This window comes from Micromonospora costi, assembly GCF_003626655.1.
Lineage (GTDB): Bacteria > Actinomycetota > Actinomycetes > Mycobacteriales > Micromonosporaceae > Micromonospora > Micromonospora costi.
This window is the reverse complement of the sequence record NZ_RBAN01000003.1, coordinates 593,827-613,280: the sequence shown is the minus strand read 5'-3', so window position 1 is coordinate 613,280 and position 19,454 is coordinate 593,827. Positions and strand designations below refer to the sequence as shown.

Here is a 19,454-nt window from a genome sequence, read left to right as displayed (position 1 = left end):
CCGATGAGCTGCTGGCGCAACAAAGCGACGTGTGAGGGATATATAACGTGCTCGACGTCAACTTTTTCGACGAGTTGCGGATTGGCCTGGCGACCGCCGACGACATCCGTCAGTGGTCGCACGGCGAGGTGAAGAAGCCGGAGACGATCAACTACCGCACCCTCAAGCCGGAGAAGGACGGGCTCTTCTGCGAGAAGATCTTCGGTCCGCAGCGGGACTGGGAGTGCTACTGCGGTAAGTACAAGCGCGTCCGGTTCAAGGGCATCATCTGCGAGCGCTGCGGCGTCGAGGTGACCCGTTCCAAGGTCCGCCGTGAGCGGATGGGTCACATCGAGCTGGCCGCTCCGGTGACCCACATCTGGTACTTCAAGGGCGTGCCAAGCCGGCTGGGCTACCTGCTGGACCTCGCCCCCAAGGACCTCGAGAAGATCATCTACTTCGCCTCGTACGTCGTGACGAGCGTGGACGCGGAGTCGCGTCACCGTGACCTCTCGACGATCGAGAACGAGATCCTGGCCGAGAAGCGGCAGGCCGAGAACAGCCGCGACTCGGAGATCGAGAAGCGGGCCGCCAAGCTCGAGGCCGACCTGGCCGAGCTGGAGGCCGAGGGTGCCAAGGCGGACGTCCGGCGCAAGGTCAAGGAGGGCGGAGAGCGCGAGATGCGCCAGATCCGCGACCGGGCCCAGCGCGAGATCGACCGCCTGGACGAGGTGCTCGACACCTTCCGCAAGCTCGAGCCGAAGCAGCTGGTCACCGACGAGCTGCTCTACCGCGAGCTGCGCGACCGGTTCGGCGAGTACTTCACCGGTGCCATGGGCGCCGAGGCCATCAAGGCGCTGGTCCAGAACATGGACCTCGACGCCGAGGCGGAGAGCCTGCGCGAGACCATCCGCACCGGCAAGGGCCAGCGGAAGATCCGGGCGCTCAAGCGGCTGAAGGTCGTGGCGGCGTTCCAGAACACCCGCAACTCGCCGCTCGGCATGGTGCTCGACTGCGTGCCGGTCATCCCGCCGGACCTGCGTCCGATGGTGCAGCTGGACGGTGGCCGCTTCGCGACCTCCGACCTGAACGACCTGTACCGCCGGGTGATCAACCGGAACAACCGCCTCAAGCGGCTGATCGACCTCGGCGCGCCCGAGATCATCGTCAACAACGAGAAGCGGATGCTGCAGGAGGCCGTCGACGCGCTGTTCGACAACGGCCGCCGCGGCCGGCCGGTCACCGGCCCGGGTAACCGTCCGCTGAAGTCGCTGTCCGACATGCTCAAGGGCAAGCAGGGTCGCTTCCGGCAGAACCTGCTGGGCAAGCGCGTCGACTACTCCGGCCGTTCGGTCATCGTGGTCGGCCCGAAGCTCAAGCTGCACCAGTGCGGCCTGCCCAAGCAGATGGCTCTGGAGCTGTTCAAGCCGTTCGTCATGAAGCGGCTGGTCGACCTCAACCACGCGCAGAACATCAAGTCCGCCAAGCGGATGGTCGAGCGGCAGCGGCCGGTCGTGTGGGACGTGCTGGAAGAGGTCATCGGCGAGCACCCGGTGCTGCTCAACCGGGCGCCGACCCTGCACCGGCTGGGCATCCAGGCGTTCGAGCCGCAGCTGGTCGAGGGCAAGGCCATCCAGATCCACCCGCTGGTCTGCACCGCGTTCAACGCGGACTTCGACGGTGACCAGATGGCGGTGCACGTGCCGCTGTCCGCCGAGGCGCAGGCCGAGGCGCGGATCCTGATGCTGTCCTCGAACAACATCCTCAAGCCGGCCGACGGCAAGCCCGTCACCATGCCCACCCAGGACATGGTGATCGGCCTCTACCACCTCACGCACCTCACCCCGGACGAGAAGGGCGCCGGTCGGGCGTTCAGCTCGGACGCCGAGGCGCGGATGGCGTACGACAACGGCGAGCTGCACCTGCAGGCTCCGGTGAAGATCCGGCTGCGCGGCATCGTCGGTGTCGACAACGGCGCCGGCGCCGAGCCGTGGGTCGCGCCCGAGGGCTGGTCCGAGGGCGAGACCGTGACCGTGGAGACCACGCTCGGCCGGGTCCTGTTCAACGAGACGCTGCCCCCGGGCTACCGCTTCGTGAACTACGAGATCCGCAAGGGCCAGCTCTCCGCGATCGTCAACGACCTCGCCGAGCGCTTCCCGAAGGTGGCGCTGGCCGCCACCCTCGACGGGCTCAAGGAGGCCGGTTTCCACTGGGCCACCTGGTCCGGCGTGACGATCGGCATGGAGGACGTCATCGCTCCGCCGCGCAAGGCGGAGATCCTGGAGCGGTACGAGAAGGAAGCCGACCGGATCGACAAGCAGTACCAGCGTGGTCTGATGACCGCCGAGGAGCGCCGCGGCGAGCTCATCGAGATCTGGACCAAGGCGACCAACGAGGTCGCCAAGGAGATGGACACCGCGCTGCCGCAGGAGAACCCGCTGTGGAAGATGATCAACTCGGGTGCCCGCGGTAACCTGCTCCAGCTCCGGCAGATCGCGGCGATCCGTGGTCTGGTGGCCAACCCGAAGGGTGAGATCATCCCGCGGCCGATCAAGGCCAGCTACCGGGAGGGTCTGTCCGTGCTGGAGTACTTCATCTCCACGCACGGTGCCCGTAAGGGTCTCGCCGACACCGCGCTGCGGACCGCCGACTCGGGTTACCTGACCCGTCGTCTGGTGGACGTCTCGCAGGACGTGATCATCCGCGAGGAGGACTGCGGCACCGACCGGGCCATCCCGATGCAGATCGGTCAGCGGCTCGACGGCAAGCTGGTCGTGCACGAGCACGCCGAGACCAGCGTGCACGCCCGGACCCTGGCCGACGACATCAAGGGGCCGGACGGCACCGTGGTGGCCCACCGGGGTCAGGACATCAACTCGATCCTGGTCGACGCGATCGTGGCGGCCGGGGTGGAGACGGTGCGGGTGCGCAGCGTGCTCACCTGCGAGTCGAAGCTGGGCGTCTGCGGTGCGTGCTACGGCCGCTCGCTGCCGACCGGCAAGACCGTGGACGTCGGCGAGGCGGTCGGCATCATCGCCGCCCAGTCGATCGGTGAGCCGGGTACGCAGCTGACGATGCGTACCTTCCACACCGGTGGTGTCGCGGGTGAGGACATCACCCAGGGTCTGCCCCGTGTCCAGGAGATCTTCGAGGCCCGGGTCCCGAAGGGTAAGGCGCCCATCGCCGACACCCCCGGCCGGGTCCGGATCGAGGACGGCGAGCGGTCGCGGAAGATCATCGTGGTGCCGGACGACGGCAGCGACGAGATCGTCTACGACAAGATCTCCAAGCGGGTCCGGCTGCGGACGCAGGACGGTCAGCACGTCGAGGTCGGTGAGAAGCTCACCGAGGGCACCATCGACCCGCACGAGCTGCTCCGCATCCTCGGCCCGCGGGCGGTCCAGGTCCACCTGACCCAGGAGGTCCAGGAGGTCTACCGGTCGCAGGGTGTGCTCATCCACGACAAGCACATCGAGATCATCATCCGCCAGATGCTCAAGCGGGTGACGGTCATCGACTCCGGCTCGACCGAGTTCCTGCCGGGTGTGCTGGTCGACCGGGCGCTGTTCGAGTCGGAGAACCGCCGGCTCGTCTCCGAGGGCGGCGAGCCCGCCGCGGGTCGCCCGGTGCTGATGGGTATCACCAAGGCGTCGCTGGCCACGGACTCCTGGCTGTCGGCGGCCTCCTTCCAGGAGACCACCCGGGTGCTGACGGACGCGGCGATCCACGCCCGCAGCGACTCGCTGATCGGCCTCAAGGAGAACGTGATCATCGGTAAGCTCATCCCGGCCGGTACGGGCATCAGCAAGTACCGCAACGTCCGGGTCGAGCCGACCGAGGAGGCGAAGGCCAAGGTCTACTCGATGACCGGCTACCCGGAGACCGACTACGGCTTCGGGCCGGCCAGCGGGCAGGCTGTGCCGCTGGACGACTTCGACTTCGGGTCGTACCGCTAAGCAGCACGAACGACGAGGCCCCCGGCATCCGCCGGGGGCCTCGTCGCGTCCGGACCCGTACGCGCGGCGCACCCGTTGGGCATGATGGGGACATGACGACCACGCCCTGGCCGGTGCCCGTCGCCCAGGAGGGGCCGCGCCACCCGCTCGACCCCGAGCCGGTACGCGCCACGAAGGCGAAGGCCGTCTTCGCGCTCGGGCTGTTCGCGGCGCTGACCGGTCTGTTCGTCGGTGGGGTGGTACCAGCCACGGTGGCGCTGCACCTCGCCCGCCAGGCGCGCCGGGAGGCGTACGCCTCGGGGGGCTTCCTGACCGGCGCGGCCTGGCTGCGGCGGGGTGAGCGGCTGGCCTGGACGGGCCTCGTCCTGGTCGCGGTGGCCGTGGTGGCCGTCGTGGTGGTCGCCGTGGTCCGGCTGACCGAGGCGCCGTTCGGGCACGACTACCCGTCGAACGTCGACTGACCGGCCGGGGGAGCGCGCCGCGCCCGGCGCGGGCGGGCCCGCGCCCGGCGGTAGCCTGACCGGTGTCCCGTCACGTCGATGGCGGGGAAGTCGTGGAGGAGGAATTCGTGACGGATCCGGCGCGGCCCCCGTCGGGTGATCCCGCACGGCCCTCCGACCTCCCCGACGCCGCTGCGCCGGGGCACGACGCTCCGGCGGACGCCGCGGGTGATCCTTCGCGGCCGTTCTCCGAGCCGCTTCCGTTCGGCCCGCCGGCACGGTCGTCGAGCCCGGCGACGCCGCCGGCGGACCCGTCGTCCGCAGCCGGCCAGCCGGTGGGCGGTCCCGCGCCGTCTCCGTCACCCGACCCTGGCCCGCCGTCCGCGCCGACGTCCGATCCCGCGCCGGCTCCGGGGTCCGTGCCGGGTTCCGAGCCCGCGACGCCGCCCGGTTCCGGCCCGTCGTCGGCGTCCGCGCCGGCTGGCGGTGACGCCGGCGGGGGTACGCCATCGCCGGCCGCACCGCCGTCGCCCCCGGCCTGGGGTGCCCCGCCCACGCCGTTGGGCGCACCGGCTCCGGGCTGGGGTCCGTCCCCGGCCCCGGGCGGCTGGGGTGCGCCACCGGCACCGACGCCGGGGGCCCCGAGCTGGGGAGCGCCCCCGATGCCGCCGCACGGCGCTCCGTTGTCGAGCCCGTATGGCGGTCCCGCGCCGGGTCCGCAGGGTGCTCCGGGGTCGGGACCGCACGGCGCTCCGCACGGTGTTCCCGGGGCGGGTCCGTACGGGGCTCCGGCACCGCACGGCGCTCCCGGCTCGGGTCCGTACGCCGCTCCGGGATGGGGGCCGCACGGCGGTCAAGGCCCGCACGGTGGCTGGGCTGCGCCGGGCCAGTGGGGGGCGGCGCCGTCCGGGTGGCGTCCGCCGCCACCGCCGACGGACGCCCAGCGCCTGCCGCCGAAGCGGATCGAGTCGGTGGACGGCACCCCGTTCGGTGTGGTGCACCTCGACGTCCCGCCGGTCACCTCCGGGTTGGCGGTCGGCTCGCTGGTGGCGGGCACTGTCTCGATCCTGGTCTCGCTGCTGGTCATCTGCTTCGGGGTGGTCGGTTCGAGTTGGACCGGTGTCTGGGCCGCCGGCGCGTTCACGGTGCTCGGTACGTTGACCGGCGCGGGCGCGGTCGTCGCCGGGCTGCTCGCCCTGCGGCAGATCCGTCGACCGGCGCCGCCGCCGGCGGTGCGGTTCACCGGGCGCGGGTTGGCGGTGGCCGGGGTGAGCTGTGGGGGAGTCGGTCTCGGCCTCAGCCTGCTCGGCCTGGTCCTGGCCCTGGTGATCTCGCTGACGTGACCGGACCGGACCGGACCTGACCGGACCCGGGTGGCGTGAGTCCGGTCACGCCGACCGGCCCGGCCGCCCGGATCGGGGCGACAGGTGCCGGTGGGGTCCGGTGGGCTCACGGGGCCGACGGGCCGTACTCCGGGGAAGCCGGTACACTTGTACGCGTAGGTGCCCATCAGGGGCGCGCAGGCGGGACAGACCCGACGGCCGCGGCGGCGTGGTTCGGCGGACCACTCCGTTTTGACCTGGGCGGCTGTGGTAGGTAACCTTTCCCCTTGTGCCCGGGCCAGCCCGGGCAACTCGTGCGTGCGCTGGATCCGGTGGTTCGGAGATCGGGCGGCAGCACGGCAAAGCCAAAGATCCGGCGTGGGGCCACCCGCGTGCCGGTGACAGACCCGGTGCGGGCGTCAGCGTCGGCACCGGAACCCGTGAGCTGGGCGACACGCCCGACCGCGGGTGCCGGGACCTCCGCGAGGTGGCCCTGGTCGGAATGTAGGAGAGCCGATCACCCGGTCGGCTACGGCAGACGGCGCGGTCGCGACCTCGCGGCCGAAGGGAGCGGAGAAACCCGGTGCCCACGATCCAGCAGCTGGTCCGAAAGGGCCGCCAGGCGAAGACGAGCAAGACCAAGACCCCGGCGCTGAAGGGATCCCCTCAGCGGCGCGGCGTGTGCACCCGCGTGTACACCACCACCCCGAAGAAGCCGAACTCGGCGCTGCGCAAGGTCGCTCGTGTCAAGCTCAGCAGCCAGATCGAGGTGACCGCCTACATCCCCGGTGTCGGGCACAACCTCCAGGAGCACTCGATCGTGCTCGTTCGTGGCGGCCGTGTGAAGGACCTCCCCGGCGTGCGTTACAAGATCGTCCGCGGTTCGCTGGACACCCAGGGCGTCCGTAACCGCAAGCAGGCGCGCAGCCGCTACGGCGCGAAGAAGGAGAAGAGCTGACATGCCGCGTAAGGGACCCGCTCCGCGGCGGCCGCTGGTCGCTGACCCGGTGTACAACTCGCCGCTGGTCACCCAGCTGGTGAACAAGATCCTGCTCCGCGGCAAGCGGCAGCTCGCCGAGCACATCGTGTACGCGGCCCTGGAGGGCTGCCGCGAGAAGTCCGGCACCGACCCGGTCGTCACCCTGAAGCGGGCGATGGACAACGTGAAGCCGACGCTCGAGGTGCGCAGCCGCCGTGTCGGTGGCGCGACCTACCAGGTGCCGGTCGAGGTGCGCCCGGCCCGCGCGACCACCCTGGGTCTGCGCTGGCTGGTCACCTACGCGCGTGCCCGCCGTGAGAAGACCATGATCGAGCGGCTCATGAACGAGCTGCTGGACGCGAGCAACGGCCTCGGTGCCGCCGTGAAGCGGCGCGAGGACACGCACAAGATGGCCGAGTCCAACAAGGCCTTCGCGCACTACCGCTGGTAACACCCTGGTTCCGGCGCCGATCGGCGCCGGAACCGCCACCAGTTGAGTCGAGACGACGATAAGTAGGGATTGAAGTGGCCGCCGCAGACGCGCTCGCCAACGTACGCAACATCGGCATCATGGCGCACATCGATGCCGGTAAGACCACTACCACCGAGCGGATCCTGTTCTACACCGGTATCACCTACAAGATCGGTGAGGTCCACGAGGGCGCTGCCGTCATGGACTGGATGGAGCAGGAGCAGGAGCGCGGTATCACCATCACTTCCGCCGCCACCAAGTGCGAGTGGAAGGGCCACACGATCCAGATCATCGACACGCCCGGCCACGTCGACTTCACGGTCGAGGTGGAGCGGTCGCTGCGGGTCCTGGACGGCGCGGTCGCCGTGTACGACGGTGTCGCTGGTGTGGAGCCGCAGACCGAGAACGTCTGGCGCCAGGCGGACAAGTACAACGTCCCCCGGATGTGCTTCGTCAACAAGCTCGACCGGACCGGCGCCGACTTCTTCCGCTGCGTGCAGATGATGATCGACCGGCTGAACGCCACCCCGCTGGTGCTCCAGATCCCGATCGGGACCGAGGCCGACCACATCGGCGTCGTGGACCTGATCGGCATGCGCGCCCTCACCTGGCGTGGGGAGACCCAGAAGGGTGAGGACTACGCGATCGAGGAGATCCCGGCCGACCTGGCCGACTCCGCGGCCGAGTGGCGCGAGAAGCTGATGGAGACCCTGGCCGACGTCGACGACTCGGTGATGGAGAAGTACCTGGAGGGCGAGGAGATCTCGGTCGACCAGATCAAGGCCGCCATCCGGCGTGCCACCATCGCCGGCAAGGCCAACCCGGTGCTCTGCGGCTCGGCGTTCAAGAACAAGGGCATCCAGCCGATGCTGGACGCCGTGGTCGACTACCTGCCGTCGCCGCTGGACGTTCCGGCGATCGAGGGCACCGCGACCGACGGCGAGACCCCGATGCAGCGGAAGCCGTCCACCACGGAGCCGTTCGCGGGCCTGGCCTTCAAGATCCAGACCGACAAGCACCTCGGCAAGCTCACCTACGTCCGGGTCTACTCCGGCGTGGTGGAGTCCGGGTCCCAGGTGGTCAACTCCACCAAGGACCGCAAGGAGCGGATCGGCAAGATCTACCAGATGCACGCCAACAAGCGTGAGGAGCGCAGCTCCGCGCGCGCCGGCGACATCATCGCGGTGCAGGGTCTCAAGCAGACCACCACCGGTGACACCCTGTGCGACCCGGCGAACCCGGTCATCCTGGAGTCGATGACCTTCCCGGAGCCGGTCATCGAGGTCGCCATCGAGCCGAAGACCAAGGCTGACCAGGAGAAGCTCAGCACCGCCATCCAGCGGCTGGCCGAGGAGGACCCGACCTTCCGCGTCAAGCTGGACGAGGAGACCGGCCAGACGGTCATCTCCGGCATGGGTGAGCTGCACCTGGACATCCTGGTCGACCGGATGCGCCGCGAGTTCAACGTCGAGGCCAACATCGGTAAGCCGCAGGTGGCGTACCGCGAGACCATCCGCCGCGCGGTGGAGAAGGTCGAGTACACCCACAAGAAGCAGACCGGTGGTTCCGGCCAGTACGCCCGGGTGATCATCAGCCTGGAGCCGCTGCCGCTGGACAACGAGTCGCCGACCTACGAGTTCGCGAACGCCGTCACCGGTGGCCGCATCCCCCGGGAGTTCATCCCGTCGGTGGACGCGGGCGCCCAGGACGCCATGCAGTACGGCATCCTCGCCGGCTTCCCGCTGGTGGGTGTCAAGCTGACCCTGGTGGACGGTCAGTACCACGAGGTCGACTCGTCCGAGATGGCGTTCAAGATCGCCGGTTCGATGGCGCTCAAGGAGGCGGCCCGCAAGGCCGACCCGGCGCTGCTCGAGCCGATGATGGCCGTTGAGGTCACCACTCCTGAGGAGAACATGGGTGACGTCATCGGCGACCTCAACTCCCGCCGTGGCATCATCCAGGCGATGGAGGAGCGCGGGGGTGCCCGCGTCGTCCGCGCCCTGGTGCCGTTGTCGGAGATGTTCGGCTACGTCGGCGACCTGCGGTCGAAGACCCAGGGCCGGGCTAGCTACAGCATGCAGTTCGACTCCTACGCCGAGGTTCCGGCCAACGTGGCGAAGGAGATCATCGCCAAGGCGACGGGTGAGTGACGCTCACCTGAGCTGATGAACCGTCGGTGGTCGCGGGAGGTGTTCCCGCCCGCGGCCACCACGGACGGGTTGCGTGAGACCGGGCCTGTAGGCTTCACCGCCGCAGAACCCACGAGAAGCTCTCCGGCCGGAAGGTCGGAAAGGCTGTCGACAGAGTCCTAAGCGCCGAACGGCGCGCCGGGCGTACGAACCAAACAGTCCACAGGAGGACACCAGTGGCGAAGGCGAAGTTCGAGCGGACTAAGCCGCACGTCAACATCGGCACCATTGGTCACATCGACCACGGTAAGACGACGCTGACGGCGGCCATCACCAAGGTCCTGCACGACCAGTACCCGGACCTGAACCCGTACACGCCGTTCGACGAGATCGACAAGGCGCCGGAGGAGAAGGCCCGCGGCATCACGATCTCGATCGCGCACGTCGAGTACCAGACCGAGGCGCGGCACTACGCGCACGTCGACTGCCCCGGTCACGCCGACTACATCAAGAACATGATCACCGGTGCCGCCCAGATGGACGGCGCGATCCTGGTGGTCGCGGCGACCGACGGCCCGATGCCGCAGACCCGCGAGCACGTGCTGCTGGCCCGCCAGGTCGGCGTGCCGTACATCGTCGTGGCGCTCAACAAGAGCGACATGGTCGACGACGAGGAGCTCCTGGAGCTCGTCGAGCTCGAGGTCCGCGAGCTGCTCTCCTCGCAGGAGTACCCGGGTGACGACCTGCCGGTCGTCCGGGTGTCCGCGCTGAAGGCCCTCGAGGGTGACCCCGAGTGGACCCAGAAGCTGATGGACCTGATGACCGCTGTCGACACCGCGATCCCGCAGCCGGAGCGCGAGACCGACAAGCCGTTCCTGATGCCGATCGAGGACGTCTTCACGATCACCGGTCGTGGCACCGTCGTCACCGGTCGCGTCGAGCGCGGCGTGCTCAAGCCGAACGAGGAGGTGGAGATCGTCGGTATCCGCGACAAGTCGCAGAAGACGGTCTGCACCGGTATCGAGATGTTCCGCAAGCTGCTCGACGAGGCCCGCGCGGGTGAGAACGTCGGTCTGCTGCTGCGTGGCATCAAGCGCGAGGACGTCGAGCGCGGCATGGTGGTCATCAAGCCGGGCACCACGACCCCGCACACGGAGTTCGAGGCGACCGTCTACATCCTCTCCAAGGAGGAGGGTGGCCGGCACACCCCGTTCTTCCAGAACTACCGTCCGCAGTTCTACTTCCGGACCACGGACGTCACCGGTGTCGTCACGCTCCCCGAGGGCACCGAGATGGTCATGCCGGGTGACAACACCACCATGACGGTGAAGCTGATCCAGCCCATCGCCATGGAGGAGAACCTGAAGTTCGCGATCCGCGAGGGTGGCCGCACCGTCGGCGCCGGGTTTGTCACCAAGATCATCAAGTGAGCTAGGTAACCCCGATTAGACCCGCCGCCGGTCGTGCGGCATACTAGTCAGGTTGCGTAACGGCAGTTCGCCGTCCGTGTTCGGCTGAGTCGAACCTCCGGACGGCGGGACAGCTGAGCGCAGGGTGGTTGGCGGCCCGGCCGCCAACCACCCTCGCACGGCGTCCAGGTCGCGATCACCGCGGCCGGCGCCATGACCCACCGCGTGGTCGGACCGCTCCGGAGCCCGGGGCGGAGCCTGGCCCGAGGGCGCGACACGCCCGACCGCGGGGGTCGGCGAAGTGGGCCTGTGCCAGCCGGTACAGGTGCCCGCAACACAGCGGCATCGAGAGAAGGAACAGAAGCCACCATGGCGGGACAGAAGATCCGCATCCGGCTCAAGGCCTATGACCACGAGGTCGTCGACTCCTCGGCTCGGAAGATCGTCGAGACGGTGACGCGTACCGGGGCGCAGGTCGCGGGCCCGGTGCCGCTGCCCACGGAGATCAACCGTTTCTGCGTCATCCGCTCGCCGCACAAGTACAAGGACTCGCGCGAGCACTTCGAGATGCGTACGCACAAGCGGCTGATCGACATCATCGACCCGACCCCCAAGACGGTCGACTCGCTCATGCGCCTCGACCTGCCGGCTGGCGTCGACATCGAGATCAAGCTGTAGGGACCGGACAAATGGACAGGCAAGTTAAGGGGATCCTGGGCGCCAAGCTCGGCATGACCCAGGTCTGGGACAACAACCGCGTTGTGCCCGTGACCGTGGTGCAGGCCGGCCCGTGCGTCGTCAGCCAGGTTCGTGACGCCGACAAGGACGGTTACTCCGCGATCCAGTTGGCGTACGGCGCGATCGACCCGCGGAAGGTCAAGAAGCCGATCAGCGGGCACTACGCCAAGGCCGAGGTGGCGCCGCGCCGGCACATCGTCGAGCTGCGCACCACCGACGCCGCCGACTACTCGCCGGGCCAGGAGGTCACGGTCGAGGAGTTCCCGGTCGGCATGTCGATCGACGTGACCGGCAAGACCAAGGGCAAGGGCTACGCCGGCCCGATGAAGCGGCACGGCTTCCACGGTCTGCGCGCCAGCCACGGTGTCGAGCGCAAGCACCGTTCGCCCGGCTCGATCGGCGCCTGCGCCACCCCGGGTCGTGTCTTCAAGGGCACCCGGATGGCGGGCCGGATGGGCGGCGTGCGCTACACCGTCCAGAACCTGACCGTCCAGGCGGTCGACACCGAGAACAACCTCCTGCTCGTCCGCGGTGCCATCCCCGGTCCCAAGGGCGCGCTGGTCCTGGTCCGCACCGCGGCCAAGACCAAGGCGAAGAAGGGCGGTGCGGCCAAGTGACCACCGTTGACGTCCTCAACGTCGAAGGCACGAAGACCGGCTCCGTGGAGCTGCCGGCCGACATCTTCGACGCCCAGGCCAACGTCGCGCTGATGCACCAGGTCGTGGTGGCCCAGCTGGCGGCGGCCCGGCAGGGCACGCACAAGGCCAAGACCCGCGGCGAGGTCGCCGGTGGGGGCAAGAAGCCGTACAAGCAGAAGGGCACCGGTCGCGCCCGGCAGGGCTCGATCCGCGCGCCGCAGTTCGCCGGCGGTGGCGTGGTGCACGGTCCCGTGCCGCGCGACTACAGCCAGCGGACCCCGAAGAAGATGAAGGCCGCCGCCCTGCGTGGCGCCCTCTCCGACCGGGCCCGCGCCGGCCAGGTGCACGTCGTCGAGGCGTTCGTCTCCGGCGAGACGCCGTCGACCAAGGCCGCTCTGGCCACGCTGGCGAAGCTGACCACGGCCCGGCGGGTCCTGGTCGTGCTGAGCAGCACCGACGAGCTGAACTGGGTGTCGCTGCGCAACGAGCCGCGGGTGCACCTGATCGAGGCCGGCCAGCTGAACACGTACGACGTGCTGGTGGCCGACGACGTGGTCTTCACGAAGGACGCCCTGGACGAGTTCCTCGGTGTTCCCGCCGAGACCACCGAGGAGGGTGGCAAGTGAGCACGATCGCCGACCCGCGCGACATCATCGTGGCGCCGGTCGTCTCGGAGAAGAGCTACAGCGAGCTGAACCGCAACTGGTACACCTTCCTGGTGCACCCGGACGCGAACAAGACCGAGATCAAGATCGCTATCCAGCAGATCTTCAACGTCCGCGTCCTGACGGTCAACACGCTCAACCGCGAGGGCAAGCGCAAGCGGACCCGTACCGGGTTCGGTAAGCGCAAGGACACCAAGCGGGCGATGGTGAAGCTGGCTGACGGTGACCGTATCGAGGCCTTCGGCGGCCCGGTCAGCTGAGGGGTGTAGACAATGGCTATCCGTAAGTACAAGCCGACGACGCCGGGCCGGCGCGGCTCCAGCGTCGCCGACTTCGCCGAGATCACCCGGTCGACGCCCGAGAAGTCGCTGCTGGCTCCGCTGCCGAAGAAGGGCGGGCGCAACGCCCACGGCCGGATCACCACGCGGCACCACGGTGGTGGCCACAAGCGCCAGTACCGCCTGATCGACTTCAAGCGGGTCGACAAGGACGGCGTGCCGGCGAAGGTCGCCCACATCGAGTACGACCCGAACCGCACCGCGCGTATCGCGCTGCTGCACTACGCCGACGGCGAGAAGCGCTACATCATCGCGCCGAAGGACCTGAAGCAGGGCGACACCGTCGAGTCGGGTCCGAGCGCCGACATCAAGCCGGGCAACAACCTGCCGCTGCGCAACATCCCGGTCGGTACCACGATCCACAACGTGGAGCTGCGTCCGGGCGGCGGCGCCAAGCTGGCCCGCTCGGCGGGCGTCGGCATCCAGCTGCTCGGCCGTGAGGGCGCGTACGCGACCCTGCGTATGCCGTCCGGTGAGATCCGGCGCGTCGACGTGCGCTGCCGCGCGAGCGTGGGCGAGATCGGCAACGCCGACCAGTCGAACATCAACTGGGGTAAGGCCGGCCGTATGCGGTGGAAGGGCAAGCGCCCGACCGTCCGTGGTGTCGCCATGAACCCGGTGGACCACCCGCACGGTGGTGGTGAGGGTAAGACCTCCGGTGGTCGCCACCCGGTCAACCCGCAGGGTAAGCCCGAGGGGCGCACCCGTCGTAAGGGCCAGCCGAGTGACCGGCTGATCGTCCGCCGCCGCTACGCCACCCGCAAGCGCGGCTAACAGGAGAGCTGACTTATGCCTCGCAGCCTGAAGAAGGGCCCGTTCGTCGACGACCACCTGCTCAAGAAGGTGGAGACGCAGAACGACAAGGGCTCCAAGAACGTCATCAAGACCTGGTCGCGGCGCTCGATGATCATCCCGGAGATGCTCGGGCACACGATCGCGGTGCACGACGGACGCAAGCACGTCCCGGTGTTCGTGACCGAGGCGATGGTCGGGCACAAGCTCGGCGAGTTCGCGCTGACCCGCACGTTCAAGGGTCACGAGAAGGACGACCGGAAGAGCCGTCGGCGCTGACGCCGCGGGCATACGGATAGAGGATCAAGGGGTTACAGCGATGCCAGGAAAGGGCGACGCTCCGGTGCTTCCGGGCGCGCGGGCGGTTGCGCGGTACGTGCGCATCTCGCCGATGAAGGCGCGCCGGGTGGTCAACCTCGTCCGCGGCCTGCCCGCGAAGGAGGCGCTCACGGTGCTGCAGTTCGCGCCGCAGGCTGCGAGCGAGCAGGTGTACAAGGTGCTCGCCAGCGCGATCGCCAACGCGGAGAACAACGAGCGGCTGGACCCCGACGCGTTGCTCGTCAGCGAGGCGTTCGTGGACGAGGGCCCGACCATGAAGCGGTTCCAGCCGCGGGCGCAGGGCCGGGCGTACCGGATCCGCAAGCGCACCTGCCACATCACGGTGGCGGTCGAGGCCGTCGCGCCGGCCGCGCCGCGCAAGGCCGCGAAGAAGACGGCTCCGGCGAAGCAGGCCGCGCCGGCCGAGACGCAGAGCAACACGGAGGGCGCGGAGTAATGGGTCAGAAGGTTCACCCCACTGGGTTCCGGCTCGGTATCTCGACCGACTGGAAGTCCCGCTGGTTCGCGGACAAGCTCTACAAGGACTACATCGGCGAGGACGTGAAGATCCGCCGGATGATGTCCAAGGGCCTGGAGCGCGCCGGCATTTCCAAGGTCGACATCGAGCGCACCCGGGACCGGGTCCGCGTCGACATCCACACCGCCCGGCCGGGCATCGTCATCGGCCGTAAGGGTGCGGAGGCCGACCGGATCCGCGGGGAACTGGAGAAGCTGACCGGCAAGCAGGTGCAGCTCAACATCATCGAGGTGAAGAGCCCCGAGTCGGACGCTCAGCTGGTCGCGCAGGGCGTGGCCGAGCAGCTGTCCAGCCGGGTCAGCTTCCGTCGGGCGATGCGCAAGGCCATGCAGTCGGCCATGAAGAACCCGGTCTGCAAGGGCATCCGGGTCCAGGTCTCGGGCCGTCTGGGCGGCGCCGAGATGAGCCGGACCGAGTTCTACCGCGAGGGCCGGGTGCCGCTGCACACGCTGCGGGCCAACATCGAGTACGGCTTCTTCGAGGCCCGTACCACCTTCGGCCGGATCGGCGTGAAGGTCTGGATCTACAAGGGTGACGCGGTCCCGGGTCGGGAGGCCCCGGCCGAGGCCGGTCCGTCGCGCCCGCGCCGTGACCGTGGCGACCGGCCCGAGCGGCCGCGCCGTGGTCGGTCGGGTTCGTCCGGCACGACCGCCGGCGGTACCGAGGCCGGCCGGGCTGCCGCGACCACGCTCGCGCAGCAGGCCGAGACGCCGAGTGGGGACGCGGTGGATCCCGCCGCCGTCGCCGCCGCGGCAGAAACGCAGCAGGAGGGCTGACAGATGCTGATGCCGCGCAAGCCCCCGAAGGGCTTCCGCAAGCCGCACCACCCGGACCGCAGCGGCGCGTCCAAGGGCGGCAACCGGGTGGTGTTCGGTGAGTTCGGGATCCAGGCTCTCGAGCCGGCGTACGTGACCAACCGGCAGATCGAGTCGGCGCGTATCGCGATGACCCGTCACATCAAGCGTGGTGGCAAGGTCTGGATCACGATCTTCCCGGACCAGGCCCTCACCAAGAAGCCGGCGGAAACCCGGATGGGTTCCGGTAAGGGCTCGCCCGAGTGGTGGGTCGCGAACGTCAAGCCGGGGCGGGTGCTCTTCGAGATGTCCTTCCCCAACGAGCAGATCGCGCGAGAGGCGATGCGTCGCGCGATCCACAAGCTCCCGATGAAGTGCCGCATTGTGACGCGCGAAGTGGGTGAGTCCTGATGGCAGCGGGCGTTAAGGCCTCCGAGCTGCGTGAGCTCTCCGAGGAGGAGCTGGTCACGAGGCTGCGTGAGGCCAAGGCGGAGCTGTTCAACCTCCGCGTGCAGGCCGCAACCGGGCAGCTGGACAACAACCGGCGGCTGCAGGTCATCCGTCGGGAGATCGCCCGGATCTACACGATCATGCGCGAGCGCGAGCTGGGGCTCTCGGCCGCGCCGACTGAGGTGACTGCAGGATGAGCGAGAACACCACCACCACCGCCGCCACGCGCGGCCGCCGCAAGGTCCGCGAGGGCCTGGTGGTCAGCGACAAGATGGACAAGACCGTCGTCGTCGAGGTCGAGGACCGGGTCAAGCACGCGCTGTACGGCAAGATCATGCGCCGGACCAGCAAGCTCAAGGTGCACGACGAGCAGAACAGCGCCGGGATCGGCGACCGGGTTCTGATCATGGAGACCCGGCCGCTGTCCGCCACCAAGCGTTGGCGGCTCGTGGAGATCCTGGAAAAGGCCAAGTAGCGAAGGCTTCGAGCTCGCCCGGCGTCGCGCCGGGCGCGGGTTCCGCCAGGCTCCGGCCGCTACGGCGGCCGGAGAACCGGCAGACATAGGAGATAGACGTGATTCAGCAGGAGTCGCGACTGCGCGTCGCCGACAACACGGGTGCTCGGGAGATCCTGTGCATCCGGGTTCTCGGTGGCTCCGGTCGGCGCTACGCGAGCATCGGCGACGTCATCGTGGCCACCGTCAAGGACGCGATCCCGGGTGCCGGTGTGAAGAAGGGCGACGTCGTCAAGGCCGTCGTCGTTCGCACCGCCAAGGAGAAGCGGCGCCCGGACGGGTCGTACATCCGCTTCGACGAGAACGCCGCCGTCATCATCAAGGACGGCGGTGACCCGCGCGGCACCCGTATCTTCGGCCCGGTCGGTCGTGAGCTGCGGGACAAGCGGTTCATGAAGATCATTTCTCTCGCGCCGGAGGTGTTGTGACCGTGAAGGTCAAGAAGGGCGACACGGTCGTCGTCATCGCCGGCAAGGACAAGGGTGCCAAGGGCAAGGTCATCGCGGCCTACCCGCGGCAGGACAAGGTCCTGGTCGAGGGCGTGAACCGGGTCAAGAAGCACACCCGCATCAGCACCACCCAGCGTGGCGCCAAGACCGGTGGCATCGTCACCCAGGAGGCCCCGATCCACGTCTCGAACGTGATGGTCCTGGACTCCGACGGCAAGCCGACTCGCGTCGGCTACCGGGTCGACGACAACGGCCAGAAGGTCCGCATCGCGCGTAGCACCGGTAAGGACCTCTGATGACCACGGCTACCGAAACCAAGACCCTGCCGCGCCTCAAGGAGCGGTACCGCAACGAGATCGTGGCGAAGCTGCGCGAGCAGTACAACTACGGCAACCCGATGCAGGTGCCGCGGCTGGTCAAGATCGTCGTCAACATGGGTGTGGGCGAGGCCGCCCGCGACGCCAAGCTGATCGACGGCGCCGTCCGCGACCTGGCCACCATCACCGGCCAGAAGCCGCAGGTGCGGCGGGCGACCAAGTCCATCGCGCAGTTCAAGCTCCGCGAGGGCATGCCGATCGGCGCGAAGGTGACCCTGCGCGGCGACCGGATGTGGGAGTTCCTGGACCGGCTGCTGTCCATCGCGCTGCCGCGTATCCGTGACTTCCGCGGTCTGGACGGGCGCAAGCTCGACGGGCACGGCAACTACACGTTCGGCCTGACCGAGCAGTCGGTGTTCCAGGAGATCGACCAGGACAAGATCGATCGCCAGCGGGGCATGGACATCACGGTGGTAACCACCGCCACGACCGACGACGAGGGCCGGGAACTGCTCAAGCTCCTGGGCTTCCCGTTCAAGGAGAACTGAGATGGCCAAGAAGGCGCTGATCCTGAAGGCGGCCGCGAAGCCGAAGTTCTCGGTTCGCGCGTACACCCGCTGCCAGCGGTGCGGGCGTCCGAAGGCGGTCTACCGCAAGTTCGGTCTCTGCCGGGTGTGCATCCGGGAGATGGCCCACCGCGGTGAGCTGCCCGGCGTGTCCAAGGCTTCCTGGTAATAGCCCGGCGCGCACCGCGCGTCAGCTGCACTGTCTCTTCGCCGTAGGCCTGCGGGTCACCCGCGGGAACCCCGGCGAGAAAGGTTGACGAAATCCATGACGATGACCGACCCGATCGCAGACATGCTCACGCGTCTGCGTAACGCCAACCAGGCGTACCACGACCGGGTGCAGATGCCCTACTCCAAGATCAAGGCGAACATCGCCGAGGTCCTGAAGACCGAGGGCTACATCTCCTCCTGGTCGGTCGAGGAGCCCGAGGAGGGCGCCGTCGGCAAGCGACTGGTCGTCGAGCTGAAGTACGGCCAGAACCGGGAGCGGAGCCTGGCCGGCATCAAGCGCGTGTCCAAGCCCGGCCTGCGGGTGTACGCCAAGTCGGACGGGCTCCCGCGGGTGCTCGGCGGGCTGGGCGTGGCGATCATTTCGACGTCCCAGGGGCTGCTCACCGACCGGCAGGCCCGCAAGCGGAGCGTTGGCGGGGAAGTCCTCGCCTTCGTCTGGTAACGGGAGACAGGTAGAAATGTCGCGTATTGGACGTAAGTCGATCCCGGTACCAGCCGGCGTCGACATCACGATCGACGGGCAGACCGTCAAGGTCAAGGGCCCGAAGGGCGAGCTGTCGCACACCCTGGCCGAGCCGATCACGATCGAGCGGGCGGAGGACGGTCAGCTGACCGTCAACCGGCCCAACGACGAGCGCAAGGCCAAGGAACTGCACGGCCTCAGCCGGACCCTGGTCGCCAACATGATCGTCGGCGTCACCGAGGGCTACCGCAAGAGCCTGGAGATCGCCGGCACGGGTTACCGCGTGACCGCCAAGGGCAAGGACCTCGAGTTCGCCCTCGGGTTCTCGCACCCGGTGACCGTGGCCGCGCCGGAGGGCATCACCTTCACGGTGGAGCGGCCGACGCTGTTCCACGTGGCCGGCATCGACAAGCAGCAGGTCGGTGAGATCGCCGCGAACATCCGGAAGATCCGCCCGCCGGAGCCGTACAAGGGCAAGGGCATCAAGTACCAGGGCGAGGTCATTCGTCGCAAGGCCGGAAAGGCAGGTAAGAAGTGAGCGCCACGCTGCTCAAGCGCCGCCGCGGCGTCGCCGCCAAGCGCGCCGTCGGGCGTGCGCGCCGGCACTTCCGGGTCCGCAAGAACGTCAGTGGCACGTCGGAGCGTCCGCGCCTGGTCGTCACCCGTTCGCTGCGGCACATCGTCGCCCAGATCGTCGACGACACCAAGGGCCACACCCTGGCGTCGGCGTCGACCATGGACGCCTCGCTGCGCGGAACCGAGGGCGACAAGAGCGCCCTGGCCGGCAAGGTGGGCACCCTGCTCGCCGAGCGGGCGAAGGCCGCCGGCGTTTCCAGGGTCGTCTTCGACCGCGGTGGCAACCGGTACGCGGGGCGTGTCGCCGCGCTTGCCGACGCCGCCCGCGAAGCCGGGCTCGAGTTCTAGTAACCCCGTCACGAGAGAGAAGGAAGGCTGCTG

At 68.9% G+C, this 19,454-nt stretch carries 25 protein-coding genes; all 25 read left to right on the top strand.

Annotation, left to right across the window (positions count from 1 at the left end):
• Positions 1-47: 47 nt before the first annotated feature.
• The 25 genes from D7193_RS19430 (at position 48) to rplR (ending at position 19,421) form a co-directional block, all read left to right on the top strand.
• Entirely contained in the window at positions 48-3,935 is a 3,888-nt protein-coding gene (locus tag D7193_RS19430; RefSeq protein ID WP_120780922.1) for a DNA-directed RNA polymerase subunit beta', read from the top strand.
• Positions 3,936-4,027: 92 nt separating this feature from the next.
• The gene (locus D7193_RS19425) at positions 4,028-4,396 is read left to right on the top strand and encodes a hypothetical protein (RefSeq protein ID WP_120780921.1); all 369 of its coding nucleotides are present in this window, start codon (positions 4,028-4,030) and stop codon (positions 4,394-4,396) included.
• Positions 4,397-5,337: 941 nt separating this feature from the next.
• The gene (locus D7193_RS19420; protein ID WP_120781374.1) at positions 5,338-5,718 is read left to right on the top strand and encodes a hypothetical protein; all 381 of its coding nucleotides are present in this window, start codon (positions 5,338-5,340) and stop codon (positions 5,716-5,718) included.
• A gap of 562 nt (positions 5,719-6,280) precedes the next feature.
• Positions 6,281-6,655: a 30S ribosomal protein S12 gene (gene rpsL / locus D7193_RS19415; RefSeq protein ID WP_014440718.1), complete on the top strand. Its 375-nt coding sequence runs from the start codon at positions 6,281-6,283 to the stop codon at positions 6,653-6,655.
• A 1-nt stretch (position 6,656) separates the two neighbouring features.
• Positions 6,657-7,127 (top strand): 30S ribosomal protein S7, encoded by a 471-nt coding sequence (gene rpsG / locus D7193_RS19410; protein ID WP_120780920.1) that lies wholly within the window; start codon positions 6,657-6,659, stop codon positions 7,125-7,127.
• Between the two features lie 74 nt (positions 7,128-7,201).
• Positions 7,202-9,298 carry an elongation factor G gene (gene fusA, locus D7193_RS19405; protein WP_120780919.1) on the top strand — a complete coding sequence of 699 codons (2,097 nt, stop codon included), beginning with the start codon at positions 7,202-7,204 and terminating at the stop codon, positions 9,296-9,298.
• 215 nt (positions 9,299-9,513) lie between these two features.
• Positions 9,514-10,707, top strand: a complete 1,194-nt coding sequence (gene tuf, locus D7193_RS19400) for an elongation factor Tu (RefSeq protein ID WP_120780918.1) — start codon at positions 9,514-9,516, stop codon at positions 10,705-10,707.
• A 348-nt stretch (positions 10,708-11,055) separates the two neighbouring features.
• Positions 11,056-11,364: a 30S ribosomal protein S10 gene (gene rpsJ, locus D7193_RS19395; protein ID WP_007073037.1), complete on the top strand. Its 309-nt coding sequence runs from the start codon at positions 11,056-11,058 to the stop codon at positions 11,362-11,364.
• Between the two features lie 11 nt (positions 11,365-11,375).
• Positions 11,376-12,041: a 50S ribosomal protein L3 gene (gene rplC / locus D7193_RS19390; protein WP_120780917.1), complete on the top strand. Its 666-nt coding sequence runs from the start codon at positions 11,376-11,378 to the stop codon at positions 12,039-12,041.
• A complete protein-coding gene (gene rplD / locus D7193_RS19385) occupies positions 12,038-12,688 on the top strand; it encodes a 50S ribosomal protein L4 (RefSeq protein ID WP_120780916.1) in 651 nt (216 codons plus the stop codon). The genes rplC and rplD overlap by 4 nt, the downstream gene beginning before the upstream one ends.
• On the top strand, positions 12,685-12,987 hold the full coding sequence (gene rplW / locus D7193_RS19380; RefSeq protein ID WP_076466668.1) for a 50S ribosomal protein L23: 303 nt from the start codon (positions 12,685-12,687) through the stop codon (positions 12,985-12,987). The genes rplD and rplW overlap by 4 nt, the downstream gene beginning before the upstream one ends.
• Before the next feature lie 12 nt (positions 12,988-12,999).
• Positions 13,000-13,839: a 50S ribosomal protein L2 gene (gene rplB / locus D7193_RS19375; protein ID WP_073834930.1), complete on the top strand. Its 840-nt coding sequence runs from the start codon at positions 13,000-13,002 to the stop codon at positions 13,837-13,839.
• 15 nt (positions 13,840-13,854) lie between these two features.
• Positions 13,855-14,136 (top strand): 30S ribosomal protein S19, encoded by a 282-nt coding sequence (gene rpsS / locus D7193_RS19370; protein ID WP_120780915.1) that lies wholly within the window; start codon positions 13,855-13,857, stop codon positions 14,134-14,136.
• A 40-nt stretch (positions 14,137-14,176) separates the two neighbouring features.
• Positions 14,177-14,632 carry a 50S ribosomal protein L22 gene (rplV, locus tag D7193_RS19365; protein WP_120780914.1) on the top strand — a complete coding sequence of 152 codons (456 nt, stop codon included), beginning with the start codon at positions 14,177-14,179 and terminating at the stop codon, positions 14,630-14,632.
• Positions 14,632-15,489, top strand: coding sequence for a 30S ribosomal protein S3 (gene rpsC / locus D7193_RS19360; RefSeq protein ID WP_120780913.1), 858 nt, complete (start codon positions 14,632-14,634; stop codon positions 15,487-15,489). The genes rplV and rpsC overlap by 1 nt, the downstream gene beginning before the upstream one ends.
• A gap of 3 nt (positions 15,490-15,492) precedes the next feature.
• Positions 15,493-15,918: a 50S ribosomal protein L16 gene (rplP, locus tag D7193_RS19355; RefSeq protein WP_007465292.1), complete on the top strand. Its 426-nt coding sequence runs from the start codon at positions 15,493-15,495 to the stop codon at positions 15,916-15,918.
• Positions 15,918-16,154 carry a 50S ribosomal protein L29 gene (gene rpmC, locus D7193_RS19350; RefSeq protein ID WP_120330652.1) on the top strand — a complete coding sequence of 79 codons (237 nt, stop codon included), beginning with the start codon at positions 15,918-15,920 and terminating at the stop codon, positions 16,152-16,154. The genes rplP and rpmC overlap by 1 nt, the downstream gene beginning before the upstream one ends.
• A complete protein-coding gene (gene rpsQ / locus D7193_RS19345; protein ID WP_120780912.1) occupies positions 16,151-16,432 on the top strand; it encodes a 30S ribosomal protein S17 in 282 nt (93 codons plus the stop codon). The genes rpmC and rpsQ overlap by 4 nt, the downstream gene beginning before the upstream one ends.
• Positions 16,433-16,530: 98 nt before the next feature.
• Positions 16,531-16,899: a 50S ribosomal protein L14 gene (gene rplN / locus D7193_RS19340; RefSeq protein ID WP_007073026.1), complete on the top strand. Its 369-nt coding sequence runs from the start codon at positions 16,531-16,533 to the stop codon at positions 16,897-16,899.
• The gene (rplX, locus tag D7193_RS19335; protein WP_174242669.1) at positions 16,896-17,216 is read left to right on the top strand and encodes a 50S ribosomal protein L24; all 321 of its coding nucleotides are present in this window, start codon (positions 16,896-16,898) and stop codon (positions 17,214-17,216) included. Before rplN ends, rplX begins: the two co-directional genes overlap by 4 nt.
• Entirely contained in the window at positions 17,216-17,785 is a 570-nt protein-coding gene (rplE, locus tag D7193_RS19330) for a 50S ribosomal protein L5 (protein WP_120780911.1), read from the top strand. The genes rplX and rplE overlap by 1 nt, the downstream gene beginning before the upstream one ends.
• A 1-nt stretch (position 17,786) precedes the next feature.
• A complete protein-coding gene (locus D7193_RS19325) occupies positions 17,787-17,972 on the top strand; it encodes a type Z 30S ribosomal protein S14 (RefSeq protein WP_007073023.1) in 186 nt (61 codons plus the stop codon).
• 96 nt (positions 17,973-18,068) lie between these two features.
• Positions 18,069-18,476 carry a 30S ribosomal protein S8 gene (gene rpsH / locus D7193_RS19320; protein ID WP_120780910.1) on the top strand — a complete coding sequence of 136 codons (408 nt, stop codon included), beginning with the start codon at positions 18,069-18,071 and terminating at the stop codon, positions 18,474-18,476.
• A gap of 16 nt (positions 18,477-18,492) precedes the next feature.
• The gene (gene rplF / locus D7193_RS19315; protein WP_120780909.1) at positions 18,493-19,035 is read left to right on the top strand and encodes a 50S ribosomal protein L6; all 543 of its coding nucleotides are present in this window, start codon (positions 18,493-18,495) and stop codon (positions 19,033-19,035) included.
• A complete protein-coding gene (rplR, locus tag D7193_RS19310; protein WP_120780908.1) occupies positions 19,032-19,421 on the top strand; it encodes a 50S ribosomal protein L18 in 390 nt (129 codons plus the stop codon). The genes rplF and rplR overlap by 4 nt, the downstream gene beginning before the upstream one ends.
• Positions 19,422-19,454 lie beyond the last annotated feature (33 nt).